The organism is Mesorhizobium sp. M0848, assembly GCF_040319805.1.
Classification (GTDB): Bacteria; Pseudomonadota; Alphaproteobacteria; order Rhizobiales; family Rhizobiaceae; genus Mesorhizobium.
The window spans coordinates 199164-217359 of the sequence record NZ_JAMYOM010000004.1 but is presented as its reverse complement, the minus strand read 5'-3'; the positions used below and the strand labels follow the sequence as shown (position 1 = coordinate 217359).

18 protein-coding genes and 1 pseudogene are annotated in these 18196 nt (G+C 62.0%); 8 read left to right on the top strand and 11 right to left on the bottom strand.

The genetic code is table 11. The features are described 5' to 3' along the window. Positions 1-3 precede the first annotated feature (3 nt). From NKH95_RS06380 to NKH95_RS06355, 6 genes are all read left to right on the top strand, one after another. Entirely contained in the window at positions 4-438 is a 435-nt protein-coding gene (locus NKH95_RS06380) for a DUF983 domain-containing protein (protein WP_352796893.1), read from the top strand. Positions 439-524: 86 nt separating this feature from the next. Then, positions 525-1265 (top strand): NUDIX hydrolase, encoded by a 741-nt coding sequence (locus NKH95_RS06375; protein WP_352796873.1) that lies wholly within the window; start codon positions 525-527, stop codon positions 1263-1265. Between the two features lie 78 nt (positions 1266-1343). Then, complete coding sequence (locus tag NKH95_RS06370; RefSeq protein WP_023810543.1) at positions 1344-2522, top strand: MFS transporter; 1179 nt, start codon at positions 1344-1346, stop codon at positions 2520-2522. Between the two features lie 111 nt (positions 2523-2633). Next, positions 2634-3092, top strand: a complete 459-nt coding sequence (locus tag NKH95_RS06365) for a YqfO family protein (RefSeq protein WP_128364706.1) — start codon at positions 2634-2636, stop codon at positions 3090-3092. 153 nt (positions 3093-3245) lie between these two features. Next, positions 3246-3413, top strand: coding sequence for a 50S ribosomal protein L33 (gene rpmG, locus NKH95_RS06360; RefSeq protein ID WP_006201775.1), 168 nt, complete (start codon positions 3246-3248; stop codon positions 3411-3413). Positions 3414-4008: 595 nt separating this feature from the next. Next, entirely contained in the window at positions 4009-4218 is a 210-nt protein-coding gene (locus tag NKH95_RS06355) for a hypothetical protein (protein WP_013531922.1), read from the top strand. 315 nt (positions 4219-4533) lie between these two features. Here the strand turns inward: NKH95_RS06355 and NKH95_RS06350 are convergent, their stop codons facing one another. The 9 genes and pseudogenes from NKH95_RS06350 to NKH95_RS06310 form a co-directional block, all read right to left on the bottom strand. Beyond that, on the bottom strand, positions 4534-5601 hold the full coding sequence (locus NKH95_RS06350) for an ABC transporter ATP-binding protein (RefSeq protein WP_352891204.1): 1068 nt from the start codon (positions 5599-5601) through the stop codon (positions 4534-4536). A 4-nt stretch (positions 5602-5605) separates the two neighbouring features. Next, complete coding sequence (locus tag NKH95_RS06345) at positions 5606-6454, bottom strand: carbohydrate ABC transporter permease (protein WP_027036797.1); 849 nt, start codon at positions 6452-6454, stop codon at positions 5606-5608. Further along, on the bottom strand, positions 6454-7377 hold the full coding sequence (locus NKH95_RS06340) for a carbohydrate ABC transporter permease (RefSeq protein WP_352891202.1): 924 nt from the start codon (positions 7375-7377) through the stop codon (positions 6454-6456). Before NKH95_RS06340 ends, NKH95_RS06345 begins: the two co-directional genes overlap by 1 nt. A 214-nt stretch (positions 7378-7591) precedes the next feature. Further along, positions 7592-8869, bottom strand: a complete 1278-nt coding sequence (locus NKH95_RS06335; RefSeq protein ID WP_127296148.1) for an ABC transporter substrate-binding protein — start codon at positions 8867-8869, stop codon at positions 7592-7594. Between the two features lie 29 nt (positions 8870-8898). Further along, the gene (locus NKH95_RS06330) at positions 8899-10086 is read right to left on the bottom strand and encodes a PLP-dependent transferase (RefSeq protein ID WP_352751465.1); all 1188 of its coding nucleotides are present in this window, start codon (positions 10084-10086) and stop codon (positions 8899-8901) included. Beyond that, positions 10083-10817: a FadR/GntR family transcriptional regulator gene (locus NKH95_RS06325; protein WP_128303389.1), complete on the bottom strand. Its 735-nt coding sequence runs from the start codon at positions 10815-10817 to the stop codon at positions 10083-10085. Before NKH95_RS06325 ends, NKH95_RS06330 begins: the two co-directional genes overlap by 4 nt. A 139-nt stretch (positions 10818-10956) precedes the next feature. Next, positions 10957-12425, bottom strand: a pseudogene (locus NKH95_RS06320) (FAD-dependent monooxygenase). Positions 12426-12947: 522 nt separating this feature from the next. After that, entirely contained in the window at positions 12948-14321 is a 1374-nt protein-coding gene (locus NKH95_RS06315; RefSeq protein WP_352891201.1) for a PleD family two-component system response regulator, read from the bottom strand. 33 nt (positions 14322-14354) lie between these two features. Beyond that, positions 14355-14726: a response regulator gene (locus NKH95_RS06310; protein ID WP_013531932.1), complete on the bottom strand. Its 372-nt coding sequence runs from the start codon at positions 14724-14726 to the stop codon at positions 14355-14357. 245 nt (positions 14727-14971) lie between these two features. Here NKH95_RS06310 and NKH95_RS06305 point away from each other — a divergent pair, with 245 nt between their 5' ends. Then, entirely contained in the window at positions 14972-15271 is a 300-nt protein-coding gene (locus NKH95_RS06305; RefSeq protein ID WP_024503583.1) for a DUF3572 domain-containing protein, read from the top strand. Beyond that, entirely contained in the window at positions 15268-15921 is a 654-nt protein-coding gene (locus NKH95_RS06300; RefSeq protein WP_352891200.1) for a hypothetical protein, read from the top strand. Before NKH95_RS06305 ends, NKH95_RS06300 begins: the two co-directional genes overlap by 4 nt. A gap of 17 nt (positions 15922-15938) precedes the next feature. On the opposite strand, the gene NKH95_RS06295 is transcribed toward NKH95_RS06300, so the two are convergent. Together NKH95_RS06295 and NKH95_RS06290 are read right to left on the bottom strand one after the other, a co-directional pair. Continuing rightward, positions 15939-17462 (bottom strand): hypothetical protein, encoded by a 1524-nt coding sequence (locus NKH95_RS06295; RefSeq protein WP_352630152.1) that lies wholly within the window; start codon positions 17460-17462, stop codon positions 15939-15941. A gap of 107 nt (positions 17463-17569) precedes the next feature. After that, entirely contained in the window at positions 17570-18145 is a 576-nt protein-coding gene (locus NKH95_RS06290; protein WP_352891199.1) for a GNAT family N-acetyltransferase, read from the bottom strand. Positions 18146-18196: the final 51 nt, after the last annotated feature.

The window sequence follows — 18196 nt, the reverse complement described above, 5'->3', positions numbered from 1 at the left end:
GCCATGGAAGAACAGGTTTTCGGCGGAGAACATCACTCGGGCCGGACCGCGCGCCCGCTGTGGACGGCGATGAAGCGCGGCCTGCTCGGCCGCTGCCCGCGTTGCGGCGAAGGCAAGCTGTTTCGCGCTTTCACCAAGACCGTCGACACATGCAGTGTCTGCGGCGAGGAACTGCATCACCACCGCGCCGACGACCTGCCTGCCTATCTCGTCATCGTCATCGTCGGCCATATCGTGCTGGGCGCCTTCATGGGCGTTGAAGCGACGTCGACGCTGTCCACATGGCAGCACATTGCCATCTGGGTGCCGCTGACCATCCTTTTGTCGGTTGCGCTGCTGCAGCCGATCAAGGGTGCCGTCATCGGACTGCAATGGGCCTTCTATATGCACGGCTTCGGCGGCGAGCACGACGTGATCGAGCCGCATCCCGGAGCCTAGGCCGCAGCCAAGAATGCTGCCTGGTGCAACATACCGACCGTGAAAGGCCACTTTCGCTTGCCAGAAGTTTCCGCTAGGTCCTGCGCATGGACGGTATGACCAAGGCGGAAGTCGACAAGATCGAGCGGAGCATGATCGCTCATAGCGACCGGCCAATCCGCCCGCGCGACGCGGCAACCCTCATCCTGCTCGACCGCAAGGACGATGATGTGCTGGTTCTGATGGGTCGCCGTCATGCCGGCCACGCCTTCATGCCGGGCAAGTTCGTCTTTCCCGGCGGCCGCACCGATCCGGCCGACAGCCGCATACCGGTCGTCGCCGCCCTGCATCCGGAGCAGGAAGCCAGGCTGATCGCCGGGCCAGGGCGCACAAGCGCCGCACGAGCCCGCGCCATCGCCCTGTCCGCCATCCGCGAAACCTATGAGGAAGCCGGGCTGCTGATCGGCCGCAAGGGTGCCTTCGCAACCTCCAGGTCCGACTGGCAGGGTTTTGCCGAACACGGCGTGCAACCCTCGCTGGACATGCTGCGCTTCGTCGCGCGCGCGATCACGCCGCCCAACCGGGTGCGCCGCTTCGACACCCGCTTTTTCAGCGCCTGGCGTGACGACGTCGCCGTCGAACTGCCCGGTGGCGGTCCCACCAACGAGCTCGAAGAGCTGGTCTGGCTGCCGCTCGCCAAGGCCAGGGAAGCCGACATACCCGATATCACCCGAATGATCCTGGACGAGCTGGAAAAGCGCCTCGCCCATGATCCGCTGTTGCGTCCTGGCGGTCCCGTGCCCTTCTACCGGCTTGTCCGCAGCCGCTTCACCCGCGAACTTCTCTAGAGCAATTCCAGGAAAAGTGTGACGCGGTTTTCCGCCCGGAATTGCGTAAGATCAAAAAGACAGAGTATTCAGCATCCCATGACGGTCGATACCCAACCACAGGGCGACGAACGCGTACACTGGCTGCCGATGGTGGCGGCGATCTCGTCGATCAGCGTCGTCGGCATCGCCATCGGCCTCGGTATGCCGCTGCTCAGCGTCATCCTTGAAACGCGCGGCCATTCGGCTTCGATGATCGGCCTCAACACCGCCGTTGCCGGCCTCGCCTCGATCGCCGGTGCGCCTCTGGCGACCCCGCTCGCCATGCGCTTCGGCGTTGCCTGGACCATGATCGCCATGATCGCCGCCGGCGCTCTGGCCTTTGTCGGCTTCCATTTCGCACCCGATTTCTGGATGTGGTTTCCACTGCGCATCGTGCTGCACATTGCGCTGACGGTGCTGTTCATCCTGTCCGAATTCTGGATCAGCACCTCGGCGCCGCCGCACCGACGCGGCCTTGTCCTCGGCATTTACGCCACTGTCCTGTCGCTCGGCTTTGCCGCCGGACCGTGGCTGTTCGCCCATCTCGGCAGTTCCGGTTTCAGGCCGTTCGGCGTTATCATCGCGTTGGTGACGCTGGCGGCCATACCCGTGCTGGCAGCACGCAACGAGAGCCCGTCGATCGCCTCGGATGGCGAAACCAGCAATTTTCTGCGCTACATCTGGCTCGTGCCGTCGGCGACCGCTGCCGTGCTGGTGTTCGGCGCGGTGGAAACCGGCGGCTTTGCGCTGTTCCCGATCTATGGCAGCCGAATCGGCTACTCCGAAGCCGATGCAGCCCTTCTGCTGACCATGATCGGCCTCGGCAATGTGTTGTTGCAGATCCCGATCGGCATGATCAGCGACCGCGTCAGCGATCGCCGCTACCTGCTGATTGCCTGCGCCACGGTCGGTCTTATCGGCACCGTCTTCATGCCCTTCTTCGCCCAGAATTGGCATTTGATGGCCGCGCTTCTGTTCGTCTGGGGCGGCGTCGTCGCTGCCATGTACACGATCGGCCTCGCCCATCTCGGCTCGCAGCTTTCCGGCCATGAACTGGCGTCGGCCAACGCCGCCTTCGTGCTGTGCTACGGCGTCGGCATGGTGCTCGGCCCGCAGGCGATCGGCATCGGCATGGATGCGTTCGGCCCGTCCGGCTTCGGCTGGTCGCTCGGCCTGTTCTTCGCCGCCTATATCGCTTTGGTCGCCGTCAGGTTGGTTCGCAAGATCCTGCTGTAGCGCGACTGTGGCCAGCCATGCATTTGGCACGGCACGGAGACAGGCTGCTGACAGAACCGTGTCAGGAGCACAGGGCTAAAAAGGCGTCCCAAAACACTCGAGGACACTTCCATGATCGACAGCGGCTTTGAAACCACATCGCTACGAATGACACTGCTTCTGCTCGTAACGTTCCAGGCTCCGGCCGCCGACGTCGACCGCATCATGGATGCCGTGGTGGCGATTGCGCCGCTGGCCATGGGCAAATACGACCGCAATGCCTATCAGTCGGCGCACGGCATCGAACGCTACAGGCCGCTTGACGGTGCGGCCGCCGGCGCCGAAACCGAATTGAGACGGCGGCCCGGCACGGTCGAGGTTTCCTTCGAACTGCCGGACGACCAGGGGCTGGCCGCGCGTGTCGTCGAGGCGATTTTCCAAGCACATTCCTATCAGGAACCGGTGATCCGCATTCAACCGATTCTCGCCAGCCGTTCCAAGGGGCTGGACGACCGCGCCAATCCGAATCGCTGGTGGAACACGACCGGAGACTGGAAGAAGGTTGCTGCACCGGCGACAGAAACCGCATGATTTCCGTTCACCAGCAGGCTCAGGCGGATCGCACGAGGCTTGCCGGGCTTGACTTTCCGGGCGCGTTCTTTATGTGTCGCGCCAAGTTTCCCGCGTCCGGGTGTTTCCCCGTGCTCCAGCGGCCAAAACCCCACGAACAAACGGACTGATATCATGGCCAAAGCCGCAAACATCAAGATCAAGCTTCTGTCGACCGCCGACACCGGTTTCTTCTACGTGACCAGCAAGAACAGCCGCACCAAGACCGACAAGCTGTCGTTCCGCAAGTACGACCCGGTCGCCAAGAAGCACGTCGAATTCAAGGAAACCAAGATCAAGTAATCTGGGTTTCCCGCTGCAATGCCGAAACGCCGCCCAATGGGCGGCGTTTTTCGTTTGTAGCCAATTGATTTCGTTGCATCCGAGCAGAGACTCCAGCCAAAGGATTGACCCTTCGCCATGGTTGCGGCACCCTTGGCCGTGGGTTGGGTGTCACGAACAAGGCGCCTATGGATGTCGAAGAAGTTGAAAGCTGCAATCATTGCAGCCCTTGTCGCTCTGGCTGCTGGTTTCGCCGTCAGCAACGGGCTGATAAGCCAGCAGACGGCCGATGAGATCAAGGCCAGGACTGACCAGGTTCTGACTGAGGAAGAGGCCGCACAGCCTGCACCTCAGCCTGACAGCCCCGCCCCGCCTTCCACGGAACCCGCACCGCAGGCTCCGGCCCCTCCCGCCGCGGCACCCCCGCAAGGATCACAACCGGGTCAATGAAGAAGCCCCGCCGGCATGGGCTCCTCTCGTGCGATCGTGCCATCACCATACCTGCTGAGTGTATCGTTTTAATACAATCGCCGATTGGTAGACTTGCGCCACGGATAGGCAGTTAGTTTCAGCGTCAGGCAAAAAGGGGGGAAATGCCTCGCACTGGGAGAAAACGATGTCCGTACAAAAAGGCGACTTTCGAACCAACAGAGCCGACTACGTGATTGCCGCGATGCATGGCGGAGTGACCGCCGAAGACAGCGTTCGAGACGAGAACCTGGCAAGGAGAAAGAAGTCCCTGTGGCTGAAGGAGCGGCGATCGGCCAAGTCGGCTGAGAACCCGTTGGACAGCTCGCCGCTGTCTAAAAGAAGCCCTCGCGGTTAGCGATTTACAATCACCTTCCGCGATCACACCATATCCGCACACAACCCACTCACCCATATTGCAGGTGCCGCCGTCGGTGTTGACTAGCTCCGACGGCGGCCTAGTTCGTGGCGAAATAACCTCCGTTCTTTTGAGAAGACGGCGGGACTAAGGTCTTGTGCTCTACGCGCAAAGGTCCAAGCGGTCCTGTTAGGTTCCGGAAATGTCTCTTGGACGTTCCGCTATTTTATCCAATTGAAATGTAGCGTTACCGTGTATTCCCGCCCGATAACTGCGCCTGATCCGGCTGCCCGCATCCGCCCTGGCCGAGTCCCCTCAGCCGATGCGCTCACCGCCCTTCGGATCGAATAGATGCAGCTGGTGTGGTTCGGCCGCCAACCGTACCTCGTCGCCGGGCTTCACGCCGGCACGGCCCATGGCAAAGACGCAAAGCTGCTGGCTGGCCAGCTTGACGTAGAACTGCGTCGAAAGTCCGAGCGGCTCGACCACCCCCACCTCGCCCTTCAACGCGCCGTCATCCGCCAACTTGATATGCTCGGGCCGCAAACCGACGGTGATGGCGTCACCATCCTTGAGCGGCAGGCCTTCCGGCAGCCTCAGCGCCTGGCCGTCGGTCAGTACGGCCTCCGGGGTAGTGCCCTCCCGAACCGTCGCCGGCAGGAAATTCATGCCCGGTGAGCCGATGAAACCGGCGACGAACATGTTGGCCGGCCGATCATAGAGATCGAGCGGCGCGCCGACCTGCTGGATCAGCCCGTCATGCATGACGACGATCCGGTCGGCCATGGTCATCGCCTCGATCTGGTCGTGCGTGACATAAACCGATGTCGTCTTCAGCTGCTGGTGCAGCGCCTTGATCTCGGCGCGCATATGGACGCGCAGCTTGGCGTCGAGGTTCGACAGCGGTTCGTCGAACAGGAAGACCTTGGGATCCCGCACGATGGCACGGCCCATGGCGACGCGCTGGCGCTGGCCGCCCGACAATTGCCGCGGCAGGCGCTGCAGGAAGGTGTCGAGCCCGAGCCGCTTGGCGGCGCCGTCCACCCTGGCATCGATCGTCGTCTTCTGCGCCTTCTTCAAGAGCAGGCTGAAACCCATGTTCTTCGACACGTCCATATGCGGATAGAGCGCATAGGACTGGAACACCATGGCGATGTCGCGGTCTTTGGGTGCTACGTCGTTGACCAGCCGCTCACCGATGCGGATCTCGCCGCCGGAAGCTTCCTCCAGCCCGGCGATCATGCGCAAGAGTGTGGACTTGCCGCAGCCTGACGGACCGACCAGGACGACGAACTCGCCATCGGCGATTTCAAGGTCGACCGCGTGCAGGACGCGGACGGCGCCATAGTCCTTGCGGACCTTTTCGAGCGTAACAGAGGCCATAGATCTATCCTTTGACGGCGCCGGCGGTCAGGCCGGTGACGAGATAGCGTTGCAGGAAGGCGAAGAAGATGCAGACCGGGATCAGCGCCAGGATGGACGCCGCCATCATCTGTCCCCAATCGACGGCGAACTTGCCGATGAAGGTGAGCAGGCCGACGGCAAAGGTCTTCTGATCGTCGCTGGAAATCAGCATCAGCGCGAACAAAAGCTCGCTCCAGGCTGCAGTGAAGACGAAGCCGAGGGTGGCGCCCATGCCTGGCAGCGTCAGCGGCACGATCACCTTGCGCATCGCCTGCGCGCGGGTGCAGCCGTCGATCATCGCCGCTTCCTCCAGATCCTTCGGAATGCCGTCGAAGAACGACTGCATCAGGAAGGTGGCAAAGGCCGTGTTGAAGGCGGTGTAGATGATGATCAGCCCGGTCAGGCTGTTGATCAGGCCGATCTGACCCATCACGCGGTAGATCGGCGGAATGACCATCACCAGCGGAAAGGTCTGGGTCAAAAGCAACATCAGCGCCAGTGCCGCCTTGCCGCGAAAGGTGAAGCGCGACATTGCATAGCCGGCGAGCGTGGCGATGATTGTCACCAGTGCCGCCGTCGATACCGAGACGATGACGCTGTTGAGGAAATAACGCGGAAAATCGGTGGCCTCGAGCACGGTGACGAAATTCTGCAGCGTCATGTGCGACGGCCAGAAGGTGATGCCTTCGGAATAGAGAAGCCGCTCCGGCGTGACCGAGATTTTTAGCGTCCAGTAGATCGGGAACAGGGCAAAGAGCACGTAGGCCGCGATTGCCGCGTAGAGGCCGATGCCGCCGAAGAAGCGCTGCGAGGTTGAGCGTCCTGCGATCATCAGACGTGCCTCACCAGGGTGCGGCGGATACCGATCAGCGCAATCGCATAAGCAATGAGCAGGACGAGCAGCAGCACCGCCACCGCCGAGGCATAGCCCTTGTCCAGCGATTTGAAGGCGCTGACATAGATGTAGACCGGCACCGTGTTGGTCGAGCCGGCTGGCCCGCCCTCCGTCATGACGAAGATCAGGTCGGCGAAGGTGGCGATCCAGGTGGTGCGCAACATCACGGTGATGGCGATGGTCGGCGCCAGAAACGGCAGCGTCACCTTGGTGAAGCGCTGCCAAGGCGAAGCGCCGTCGATGGCCGCTGCCTCATGCAGTTCCGACGGAATGGATTTCAGCGCCGCCAAGAGCGTGATGGCGAAGAACGGAATGCCGAACCAGATGTTGGCGACGATCGGCCCCCACATGGCAGTCGAAGGATCGGACAGCACATTGGTCGGCTCCGCCTTCAGTCCCAGTGCAAACAGCCAGTGCGGCAAAGGGCCGATGATCGGATTGAACAGCCAGGCCCAGGTCAGACCCGACAGGAAAGACGGCACCGCCCAAGGCAGGAAGACCAGGGCTTGTACTGCCTTGCGGCCGCGAAACGGCTTGTTGAGCAGGAGCGCCAGGCCAAGGCCGAGGAAGAACTGGAAGAAAAGGCTGGCGACAGTCCACCACAACGTGTTGACCAGCGCCTGCCCCAGCACCTGATCCGACAGCATCGCCTGATACTGCCCGAGCCCGACATATTCGGATTTGAACGCCGAGAACTTGCGGAAGGAGTAGCTGATGCCGATGACCAGCGGCACCAAAAGCACCACGATCAGCAGGATGATCGCCGGGCTGAGATAGAGCCATGGCTCGATTGCGGCGTGGGATAGCCGCTTGCGACGCGGCTTGTCGGCGGATCGTATTTCGGACACGGCGTAGGTCATTGGGTGTGGATCTAGCTCCCTGGAGCGGCGTCGGGGACAGCGTCCTTCTCCCCGTCGCTATGCGGGGAGAAGATGCCGGTCCCACCCTCCGCAGCTGCTGCGGAGGACGGGCAGGCAGATGAGGGGCAGCGCGAACCTATCGAGGCGTGGCGCCGCCCCTCATCCGTCACTTCGTGACACCTTCTCCCCGTGAACGGGGAGAAGGGAAGAAAAACTACTTCTTGTTCTTCGCCAGCCAATCCTGCTGTTCCTTGGTCAGGAAGGCAGCCCACTGGTCGGCGACGTCCTTGGCCGTCTTCTGGCCAAGCAGCACTTCCTGAAAATTCTTGATCGCCACCTGGTCGACGAAATTGCCGAGGTTCTCCAGATGCGTCGGCGGGGTGACCATTTCATATTTGGAGCTGTCGCTGAGCTCCGTAAACCAGCCCTTGAACTGCTCCGTCTTGAAATGGGGATCCTGGTCGGCGCCGTTGTGGATCGGGACAACGCCGACTTCCTTGGCCCATTCCAGATTGTCCTTCGGCGACAGAAGCGTCGCCATCAGTTTCCAGGCGTCGTCCTTGTGCTGCGAGTTGGCGAACATCGCCCAGCCGGCATAGCCCAGCGTCGGATAGGATTTGCCGCTCGGCCCGACCGGCAATGGCGCTACCGCGAAATCGTCGGCGCTCATCTTGTCGGCAATGCCGAGCAGCGCGTCCGGATCCTGGTTGAGCATGGCGCAGGTGCCGGAATAGAAGCCGGTGACCGTTTCGTTGAAACCCCAACTCACCGCATCCTTAGGCGCCAGTCCGTCCTTGTACATGTCGGCCAGCATCTGCAGGCCCTTGACCGAGCCTTCTTCGTTGATCGTCGAAGTGCCATCCTCGTTGAAGTAGCCGCCCTTGCCGGCGGCGATGTTCATGAACATGTGCATGCCGTTGAAAGCGCCCGGCCCGCCGCGCAGGCAGTAGCCATATTTGCCCGGCAACGCAGAGATTTTCTTGGCGTCGGCGATGAAATCATCGAGCGTCGCCGGCGGACCATCGAGGCCGGCTTCCTTGAACAGTTTCTTGTTCCAGAACAGCGCGTTCACATAGTAGCCGTAAGGGATCATGAACTGGGTGTTGTTGACGGTCGAGCCGAACTGCTTGGCGCGGTCGCCCAGCGTTTTGGCGTCGTCCCATTTGGCCATATAGGGGCCAAGATCCTCGAGTTGGGCGTTGTTGGCATAGAGGCCCATCCAGCGTTCCGGCATTTCGACGATGTCGGGCGTATCGCCGGCCTGCACCATGGTCAGGAATTTCTCGAAGGCCTGGCCCCAGGGCAGCGAGATCAGCTCGACCTTGATGCCCGGATTGGCTGTTTCGAACTCGGCGATCTGCTTTTTCAGGAACTCGGTGCGTGGCGGGCTGGTGATGACTTCGACCATTTTCAGGGTCGAATCGGCCACGGCATTTCCGGCGGAAATCGCCAGTCCCGCAACGGTGGCAAGCATGACGGTCAGTTTTTTCATGTTCAAGACTCCCATTTTGAACCCGCTTGTTATTTTCTGGCTTTTTCGAAGGCTTGGGCGACATCCGCCCACAGGTCTTCGACACTCTCCAATCCGACATTGAAGCGGATGGTTCGGGGGCTGACGCCGAAGCGCGCCATCGAATTCAGGCCAGGCGTCTGCTCCAGCGACGCCTTGGCCGGCACGACCAGGCTTTCATGCCCGCCCCAGCTGACGCCGATGCGGAAATATTTCATCGCATCGACGAAGACGGGGATGTCGATCTCGTCCGTCACCTCGAAGGAGAACAGACCGGCATAGCCGGCCAGTGTCGCCTTGCCCGGATGGTTCGAATAGACAGGATGGTTGACGCGCTCGACATTGGCATGCGCCTTCAGCCGTTCGGCGATGGTCAGGCCGCTCTTCATGTGGTGCGGCAGGCGCAGCGGCAGCGTGCGCAAGCCGCGCAGCAACAGCCAGGCTTCGAATGGCGACAGCTTGCCGCCGAGATAGGAATAGGTCTGCTCGTTGATGTGCTTGATATGAGCGGCCGAACCCGCGACGACGCCAGCGACGGTGTCGCTGTGGCCGCCAAGGTATTTCGAGGCCGAATGCAGCACCAGGTCGACGCCATGCGCGATCGGCTTCTGGAACACCGGCGTCGCCCAGGAATTGTCGATGGTGGTGACGATGCCCTGTTCCTTGGCCAGCCGTGTCAGATGCGCGATGTCCTGCAGCTCGAACATCATCGAGGTCGGGCTTTCCAGGTAGAGCAGCTTGGCGCCGGGAAGTGCCGCCGCGACCGCATCCGGGTCGGAGCCGTCGACATAGTCGACCTTGATGTTGAGCCGAGGCAACAGCCGCTCGAACAGCCGGTAGGCATCGCCATAGCAATTGCGCACCGCCACGATGCGCTCGCCTGCCCCAACGAACGCAAGCACCGTGGCGCTGATCGCCGCCATGCCGCTGGAAAAGCCGCGCGCGGCTTCTGCGCCCTCAAGCGCTGCCACGCGCGCCTCGAACTCCATCACCGTCGGATTGTCGCCACGCGAATAGATCGGCTGCTTTCGTTTCCCGGCAAAGGTATCGGCCATCTCGGCATAATTGGCGAAGGTGAACAGCGAGGTCTGGTAGATCGGCGGCACCACCGCGCCGCCAGGGAACGGTTCGTCATGCGCCAAGAGTGTCGCGGCCTCGGCAAGATAGTCGTGATCGAAACCTGATGGATGCTCGTTCATGTCTGGCTCGAAAGTTGGAGTTTGGCCGCACCGCGCTTGAGATCGTCTTCGACGGTGGCGATCAGCTTGAGCGCCTCGGCGCGTGCGCCTTGCGGGTCGCGCGCGGCGATGCGTTCGTAGATGGTGCGGTGATAGGGAAAGCTGGCGTGGCCGAAGTCGCGCACGCCGAGCGGATGCTCCCAGAAGCGGTGGAACAACTCGTACATGGCGGCGATGATCTGCTCGAACAGCGGATTACCCGAGGCCCGGTAGATCGCCTGGTGGAACTCCCAATCCTCTTCCGACGACATGCCGTCGCGTGTGCGGAACGCCTGCTCCATGATGTCGAGCTTGCGTGCGATTTCGGCGATATCTGCCTGGCTGGCGCGTTCGGCGCAAAGAGCTGCGGCCTCCGCCTCCAGTGCGCGGCGGATCTCCATCGTCTGCATCAGGCTGGTGAAATCATTGCCGCCCGCCAGCGTCAGCGGCATGTGCAGCATATCGTGTGAAACAGCCGCCTTGAGATAGGTGCCGCTGCCCTGGCGCCTCTCGACGAGGCCGAGCCCTTCCCAGCGTGTCAGCGCCTCGCGCACGGTGTTGCGGCTGACCTTCAGCCGCTCGGCCAGAATACGCTCGGTTGGAAGCCGCTCGCCCGGCTGCAAGGCCTCGGCGCGAACAAAGCCCACCAACGCCTTCAGCACGGCGTCATCGCGCGCCGTCGTCTGGATGGGTGGCAGGCTGTTCTGGTCCACATTTCCTCCAAGTGGTCCAATGGTCCAACCAATTTCTGCACAGAAGGAAGCTCCTGTCAACCAACTGTCAGGAGCACTGTCGGAGGGAGCGACGCAATATTTTCAAGGCGGTCGCGCGATTGCGCTTCGATCGTATCTGCTAATCTGAGGCAGCAGGCGACCCGAACCAGGTGGTCAGCGCGTCCACCAGCCCCTGTTGGGTTCCCGCCCCGGCCCAAGCCACATAACCATCGGGCCGGATCAAGACGGCGCAGGGCGCGGCGACCCTCCCGAGCACCGGGAGGTCCCAGATACCGGCGTAACCGGCGTCGATCTGCCGGACCCGATCAGCCCAGGGCGCGAGGTCCAGCCTGCCGGGCTCACCGAAGTTGAGCAACACTGGCTGCGCGTCGTGCAGGTGAAGACCCGCAACGGTCCGCCAGCGGTGGTCAGATCGAGATCGGGCATTCGCCGCCCAAGCAGTGGATGCCCCTCGCCAAGGTCGTAATGGACACCCAAACCAGACATCTCCGCGGCGATTTTCTTGCGGGCTTCATCCATGCCGAGCAACTCGGCAACAGTGTCGGCCAAGGCCTTGCTGCGGTCATCCGTGCGGCGAAGCGCGACCTGTGCCATCGTATTGCGCAACACGCGGGCGGCAACCGGATGACGCTCGGCGTGATAGCTGTCGAGCAGGCTTTGCGGCGATATCCCCTTGATGACTTGGGCCAGCTTCCATCCAAGATTCACCGCATCCTGCACGCCGATGTTGAGGCCCTGCCCACCCATTGGCGGATGGATGTGCGCGGCATCACCCGCCAGCAGCACGCGCCTGTCGCGGTATGCGGCAGCATGGCGCGTCATGTCGGTGAAGCGGGAGAGCCAGGTCGGGCTGTGGACCCCGAAGTCGGTGCCGTAGATGGCAGTCAGCGCCTCGCTGAGCTCGCGCAGGGTCGGGTCGCCGCGCGCCTCCAGGTTCGGTTCCGTCAGCACGACGCCAACTTTTTTGCCGTCCTCGATCTTACCCAGGGCATGAATTCCGAAGGCGTTGCTGCGGAAGCCCCATTCCGGCTCTTCCGATATCTCGACCTCGGCAATCATCCAGCTCATCGTCGGATCCCATCCGGCGAACTCAATACCGGCTGATTTGCGAACGGTGCTGCGGCCTCCGTCGCAACCAACCAGATATGTCGTCTTCAGCCGGTGGCCGTTGGACAGTTTGACATCGACGCCGCTGGCGTCCTGGGCAAACCCCGCAACCTCGTGTCCGCGATAGATCGGCACCTTGAACTCGCCGACCCAGTCGGCCAGGATGCGCTCGATGTGGTTTTGCCGCAGCGCCAGCAGATAATTGTGGCGCGTGGGAAAATCGCTGATGTCTAACCGGATCATGTGGAAGCCCACGGACGGCGATATCTGTCCCTGTGAAAGAAACCGATCCGCAATTCCGCGCTGGTCGAGCACCTCAAGAGTGCGCGCATGCAGGCCGCCAGCGCGCAATCCTGCCAGTTTCTGATCCGGTCGCCTTTCGACAATGGCAACGTCCACGCCTGCCAGCGCCAGTTCGCCTGCCAGCATCAATCCCGTCGGACCACCCCCGGCGATCACAACCGCATGATCTGAAATCATTATCATAACTCCCGTTTTCCGCGCCCTGGCTTGGGTCGCGGTTTTACGGGAGGAGCCGGGTCTTGCCGCAAGCCTCTTGTGCGCCATATGTATGAAATGGAAGGGGTATTCTTCCCCTCATCGTTGGCTGCCCTCACAGCGAAACTGTGTAGGAACGGCTAGAACGGGTGTTCCGATTTCACCTGCAGAAACGCAGATTCCTCCGTGCTTTGGCACGTTCTGATGTTCTTTTGGAGAGAAGGGGGCCGGTCGGCGTTTGGCAGCGGTACGAGGAGGCCACTATGTGCCAGCGCCGGCCGGCCGACCCCACGGACCCAGGAGATGCGGCGGACCTGAGCATCATGGGGTATTCCCAGGGATCGGAGCCGGCTTTCTATCCTCGTGCCGGCTTCGTCTTGGCCTGCACAGTTGCGCAAGAGCTTATGAAAATCAACAGTTTCTTAACCAAGGCTCGCGAATCGCTTGGATTAAGGTAAACGGGTAACCCTGTCGGGTTGACTGGATATTCGGAGCCTTGGCCGGTTATGCGGCTTTGGCAACAACCCGGTTGCGGCCGCCGCTCTTGGCTTCGTAGAGCGCGAGATCGGCACGCTTCATCAGCGCCGCCACCGTGTCCACGCCTTTCAGCACCGACGACACGCCGACGCTGACCGTGACTTCGATCGCCTTGCCGTCCTGGCCGATGGCAAAAGCTGCCTGGGCGATTTCGGCGCGAATGCGCTCGGCTACCTTCTCGGCCACCGCGCCCTCGGTGTCCGGCATCACCACGACGAACTCCTCCCCGCCAAAACGGCAGGCAAGGTCGATACCCCTGACATTCTTGCGCAGCCGTCGTGCGAATTCCCGCAGAACCTCGTCGCCCCCGTCATGACCGTGCGCGTCGTTGATCGCCTTGAAGCGGTCGAGGTCGGTGATCATCACCGACAGCGGCCGGCGCCGCGCCACCGCGCGATCGAACAGCGTCTGCAGATGGCTGTCTAGATAGCGGCGGTTGTGCAGCCCCGTCAGGCCGTCGGTCACCGCCATTTCGATGGTCTGGGTGACGCTGGCGCGCAGCTGGTCGTTGTAGCGCTTGCGGCGCACCTGGGTGCGCAGCCGCGCCGTCAACTCCTGCTGGTCGATCGGCCGCATCAGATAATCATTGATGCCGAGTTCGAGGCCGCGGATGATGCGTTCCTCCTCGCCCTCCTCCGCCAGCAGGATGATCGGCACGAAACGGGTGCGATCGAGCGAGCGCAACTGCGAACAGAGCCTCAGCGGATCGAAATCGGCGAACGCGGTCGAGATCATCACGCATTCATAGGACGTCTCGGCGGCCTGGAAGAAACCGGCATGCGGATCGCTGGAGATATCGAGATCGGCGCGGTCGCACAGCATCTTCTGAATGCGCTCGACGGATGATTTGCGTTCGTCGATCAAAAGCACTTTGGGCGTCGTGTCCTCGGATGCGAAATTGCGGCTGAGCAACTCCTCGATGCCGATGTTGCGCGTCGTCGAGGCGCGCAGCCGCAACTCGTCGGTCAGCGACTTCAGGCGAACCAGGCTCTTGACGCGCGTCATAAGCTGCAGGTCGTTGACCGGCTTGGTCAGGAAGTCGTCGGCGCCGGCCTCGAGCCCGCGGACGCGGTCGGAAACCTGGTCGAGCGCGGTGATCATCACCACCGGAATGTGCGATGTCGCCGGATCGCTCTTCAGCCGACGGCAGACCTCGAAGCCGTCCATGTCAGGCATCATCACGTCGAGCAGCACGACATCGACCTTGCCGTTCTCGCAGGTCTCGATCGCATCCGGCCCGTTGGTGGCGGTCAGCACTTCGAAATATTCTGCCAGCAGCCGGACTTCCAGCAGCCGCACATTGGCAGGGATGTCGTCGACGACGAGGATCCGCGCAGTCATTTCACAACGCTCCGGCTCGGCTGAAGGGGCACATCACGCATCGCCCAGATAGGATTTGATGGTTTCGATGAAACGCGGCACCGAGATCGGCTTCGAAATATAAGCCTCGCAGCCACCCTGGCGGATGCGTTCCTCGTCGCCCTTCATGGCGAAGGCGGTCACCGCAATGACCGGGATGACGTGCAGCTCGTCGTCCTCCTTCAGCCATTTGGTCACTTCAAGCCCCGACACTTCAGGCAATTGGATATCCATCAGGATCAGATCCGGCCGGTGCTGGCGCGCCAGATCGAGCGCTTCCAGACCGTTGCGGGTGCGCACGGTCTCGTAACCGCTTGCCTCGATGAGGTCCCGAAAGAGCTTCATATTGAGCTCATTGTCCTCGACGATCATAACCTTCTTCGGCATCGATTTCCCGTCCCGGCTGCCCTTCCGCTTCGAAGGCGACCGTCATGCGCCCATGTCTGAACGCACCAAACCCTGCTTCACTTTACGGCAATATGATTGACGAAACGGAAATCCGCGGCTGGAAAACAGCGCGAATTCCACCTCGTCCCTGCGCGTCCAAAGGGCGCGCCACGCTCTAATGGCTTGCCGCAAGCAACTCTTGCCATTACTGCGGGAGAGACTCATTCCACACACCGAAGGTAGTGATGGCAAACGCAGCGTCAATGCGCGAAGAAGCGGAATCGATTGCCGTGAAGGCCCTGGGCTTCGTCGCCTCCGATCCGGAGCTGCTGCCGCGCTTTCTGGCGATCACCGGCATAGAGGTCCATTCGATCCGCAAAGCCGCCAGCGAGCCGGGTTTTCTGGCCGGTGTCCTGCAATTCATCCTCGCCCACGAGCCGACTCTGATGCGCTTTGCCGAGGAAACCGGCACCCCGCCGGCGGCTGTCGGCAAGGCCTTGCGGTCGCTGCCGCTGGGCGACGACAACCACGAGCATTCCATATGAGCGATGATCCGGAAACCGCGCGCCAGATTGAAGAACTGGCAGCCGACGACCGACCGCTGCTGGTGCTCGACGTCGATGACGTCGTGCTCGAATTCATCCGACCGTTTCCGAATTTCCTCAAGGCGCGCGGCTATGGCTTGACGCTGGCCTCGTTTCGGCTGACCGGCAACATCGCAGAGACCGCCAGCGGCCGCCTGATCGAACAGCCCGAAGTCACGGCACTGCTGGCCGATTTCTTTGACGCGCAAGCCGATTGGCAAAACATTACGGACGGCGCGGCAGAAGCCCTGGCAGGGTTTGGCGACCGCGCGGAAATCATCTTGCTGACGGCCATGCCGCACAAGCACCGTGCCGTGCGTCGCGTCCATCTCGACGCGCTTGGACTGAGCTATCCGCTTCTGACCACTGAAATGGCCAAAGGACCGGCGGTGGCCAAGCTTCGCGGCAGGGCCGGCCGACCGGTGGTTTTCGTCGACGATCAGCCGCACAATCTGGCGTCGGTACGGGAATCGGTCGCCGACGCCGAACTGTTCCACCTGATGGCCGACAATTCGCTGCGCGCATTCCTGCCGCCGGTGACGGACGATGTGGTCGTCGTCCAGGACTGGCACGAGGCAGCGCCCAAGATTCAAAGCGCGCTGGGGCTCTGAACTCCAGCTTCAGGGGTTCAGTTCGCACCTGCGCCGCCGCTGTCGTCTCCGCTGTCATCGGCGCCGTCACCATCATCCACGCTGTCGTCCACGGCCGGATCGGCGGGCTTCAGCATGACGCCATTGACGGTGACCGAGCCATCGGCCTTGGCATTGACGATCCATTCCAGCCGGCCATCGGGCAGCGTCTTGCCAAAGCCCTTCGCCATGAGAGCGACTGGCACGTATTGGCCAACCTCCGGTTCCGACTTTGCCGCTTGCTGCAGGCCTTCGACAAGCTTGTCGAAGCCGGCGACATTGACGGTCACGCTACCTTCGGGCTTTTCGCCTGGGAATGTCATCTCGCCTTCCAGCGCGATCTCCGTGTCCTTGTTCTTCACGGTGCTGTGGCCAAGCACGACCTTCGGCATCCTGGCCATGAAGTCGACTTTAAGTTGCTCGCCGAATTCGGCCGACAGCGGCGGATTCTTATTGAGATCAAAGGCTTCGATCGCCTTCTTCGCCATGCTGTCGAGATCGATATTGGCGCCGCCAAAGTTCAAATCGACATCGGTGGGCAACAACCCCACGCTCCAGCTCGGCAGAAGCTGGGTCGGCACGGTCAGCCCCGATGCCTTGATGCCGTACGTGATCGTGCCGTTCTGGGCCACGCCATCGGTGCCGAACACGGTGCTGAGCTGGGTGGCGCCGAAATTGCCGACCGGGCTTTCCACCGCGAAATCCTTGAAACCGTAGGTCCCGTCGATACGCTGCCAAAGCGGCAAGGCGGCGAGCAGAAGCGATTTGAGCTGCGCCTGGTTGTCCTTCAGCGTCGCCTCGTCCTCGTTGGCCACCGCAAATGCCAGGAGATCGAGCAATGGCTTGGTCCGCACGCCCTTGCCGCTGGCTTCGACCGACAATTCCGGCGACCTGACGGTGACCGGGAATTTCAGCCCGCTCTCGGGGTCATCGAAATTGATCGCTTCGACAAAACTCGACACCTTCTGCGAGGTTGTGAAATCGACGCCCCCGGTCGCCGACTTGGTCGCGGCAACGGTCGCGATGCCGGCGCCCGTGCTGGCTTCCATGTGCTGCTTGGCATCCTTCGATGCCATCGTCATGCCGGCCATCGAGCTGGTGCCGCTGGTAAAGGCCGCCAGATTTGGATCGTAGACGCCCGAACCCTTGCCGTCCTTGATCGAAAACTGAGTGCTTTGCAGCCCCTCGGGTCCGTTGAACTCGAAGGAGGCGGTTTGGGAGAAATCCATGGAGACATCCCAGGACCCGTCGCTGCGCGGCTTGACCATCAAGGCATAGGGCGCGAAGTCGAACTTCAGCAGTTTCTGGTCCGGAAATGATGCGGCAAGTGCCTTGAAATCGAACACGATCTTGTAGGCGCCACCTTCGAGCGAAACCTTCAAAATGCCTTTGTCGATGGCCTGCTTGCCGACATAGCGGGACAAGTCGTCGGACAATTGCTTCGCACCCTGACTGTCGGCGGTCTGGCTGAAAGCAGGGGCACTCAACGCAAGAAGGAACACGAATGGCAGGGCACGGTTCACGCGAATTCTCCGTTTGACCTAGAAGAAAGACTTTGTCCGTCTGGTATGAAATTACCGCTGCAACCGCAAGGTGAGATCGACAACGGCACCCGGGCAGACCATCTCGATCAAAGCACCAGCCGCATCAGCGGGCGACCGGCCTTGCGTTCCACCAGCCGCTCGAAACCCGCCTTCTCGAAGACCCGTGACGAACCGACGAACAGGCCGATCGAGCGCGAATCGCGAGACAGGTCCATCGGGCACGCCTCGAGCAGCCGGGCCCCATTCTGGCGGGCGAAACCTATGCCGCCTTCGACGAGGCGATGCGTGATGCCCCTGCCGCGCGCCTTGGCGCGGATGAAGAAGCAGGAGATCGCCCAAACGGCCGCATCCCCCGCGTCGGCAGGATCGACCGGTGCCGACCCCCTGCCCTGATTGTTCCATTCGGGCACGTCGGCGCGCGGTCCGATCTGCATCCAGCCAACCGCCTGGCCATCCTCGAATGCCAGCAGTCCGGGCGGCGGGCCGGCTTCGATACGCGCCTTGATGTGGTTCTTGTTGCGTTCCCGGCTGCTCTCGCGGCGCATCGCCGGCGCCAGCCGGAAATGCGTGCACCAGCAGCCGTAGCAGGCGCCTTGCTTGCCGAAGAGGTCCTCGAATTCAGCCCAAAGCTCGGGCGCAAGCGGCGCTATGGTCGTGCTCATGCGTTCTCCCCAGGCCAGCCTTGTCGCTGGCCTTGCACTGTCGTACCATTG

Bases quoted from the DNA above. Each gene is read 5' to 3' on its own strand.
- NKH95_RS06380 (WP_352796893.1), top strand. From the start codon at position 4: ATGGAAGAACAGGTTTTCGGCGGAGAACATCACTCGGGCCGGACCGCG.
- NKH95_RS06375 (WP_352796873.1), top strand. From the start codon at position 525: ATGGACGGTATGACCAAGGCGGAAGTCGACAAGATCGAGCGGAGCATG.
- NKH95_RS06370 (WP_023810543.1), top strand. From the start codon at position 1,344: ATGACGGTCGATACCCAACCACAGGGCGACGAACGCGTACACTGGCTG.
- NKH95_RS06365 (WP_128364706.1), top strand. From the start codon at position 2,634: ATGATCGACAGCGGCTTTGAAACCACATCGCTACGAATGACACTGCTT.
- rpmG (WP_006201775.1), top strand. From the start codon at position 3,246: ATGGCCAAAGCCGCAAACATCAAGATCAAGCTTCTGTCGACCGCCGAC.
- NKH95_RS06355 (WP_013531922.1), top strand. From the start codon at position 4,009: ATGTCCGTACAAAAAGGCGACTTTCGAACCAACAGAGCCGACTACGTG.
- NKH95_RS06350 (WP_352891204.1), bottom strand. From the start codon at position 5,601: ATGGCCTCTGTTACGCTCGAAAAGGTCCGCAAGGACTATGGCGCCGTC.
- NKH95_RS06345 (WP_027036797.1), bottom strand. From the start codon at position 6,454: ATGATCGCAGGACGCTCAACCTCGCAGCGCTTCTTCGGCGGCATCGGC.
- NKH95_RS06340 (WP_352891202.1), bottom strand. From the start codon at position 7,377: ATGACCTACGCCGTGTCCGAAATACGATCCGCCGACAAGCCGCGTCGC.
- NKH95_RS06335 (WP_127296148.1), bottom strand. From the start codon at position 8,869: ATGAAAAAACTGACCGTCATGCTTGCCACCGTTGCGGGACTGGCGATT.
- NKH95_RS06330 (WP_352751465.1), bottom strand. From the start codon at position 10,086: ATGAACGAGCATCCATCAGGTTTCGATCACGACTATCTTGCCGAGGCC.
- NKH95_RS06315 (WP_352891201.1), bottom strand. From the start codon at position 14,321: ATGACTGCGCGGATCCTCGTCGTCGACGACATCCCTGCCAATGTGCGG.
- NKH95_RS06310 (WP_013531932.1), bottom strand. From the start codon at position 14,726: ATGCCGAAGAAGGTTATGATCGTCGAGGACAATGAGCTCAATATGAAG.
- NKH95_RS06305 (WP_024503583.1), top strand. From the start codon at position 14,972: ATGGCAAACGCAGCGTCAATGCGCGAAGAAGCGGAATCGATTGCCGTG.
- NKH95_RS06300 (WP_352891200.1), top strand. From the start codon at position 15,268: ATGAGCGATGATCCGGAAACCGCGCGCCAGATTGAAGAACTGGCAGCC.
- NKH95_RS06290 (WP_352891199.1), bottom strand. From the start codon at position 18,145: ATGAGCACGACCATAGCGCCGCTTGCGCCCGAGCTTTGGGCTGAATTC.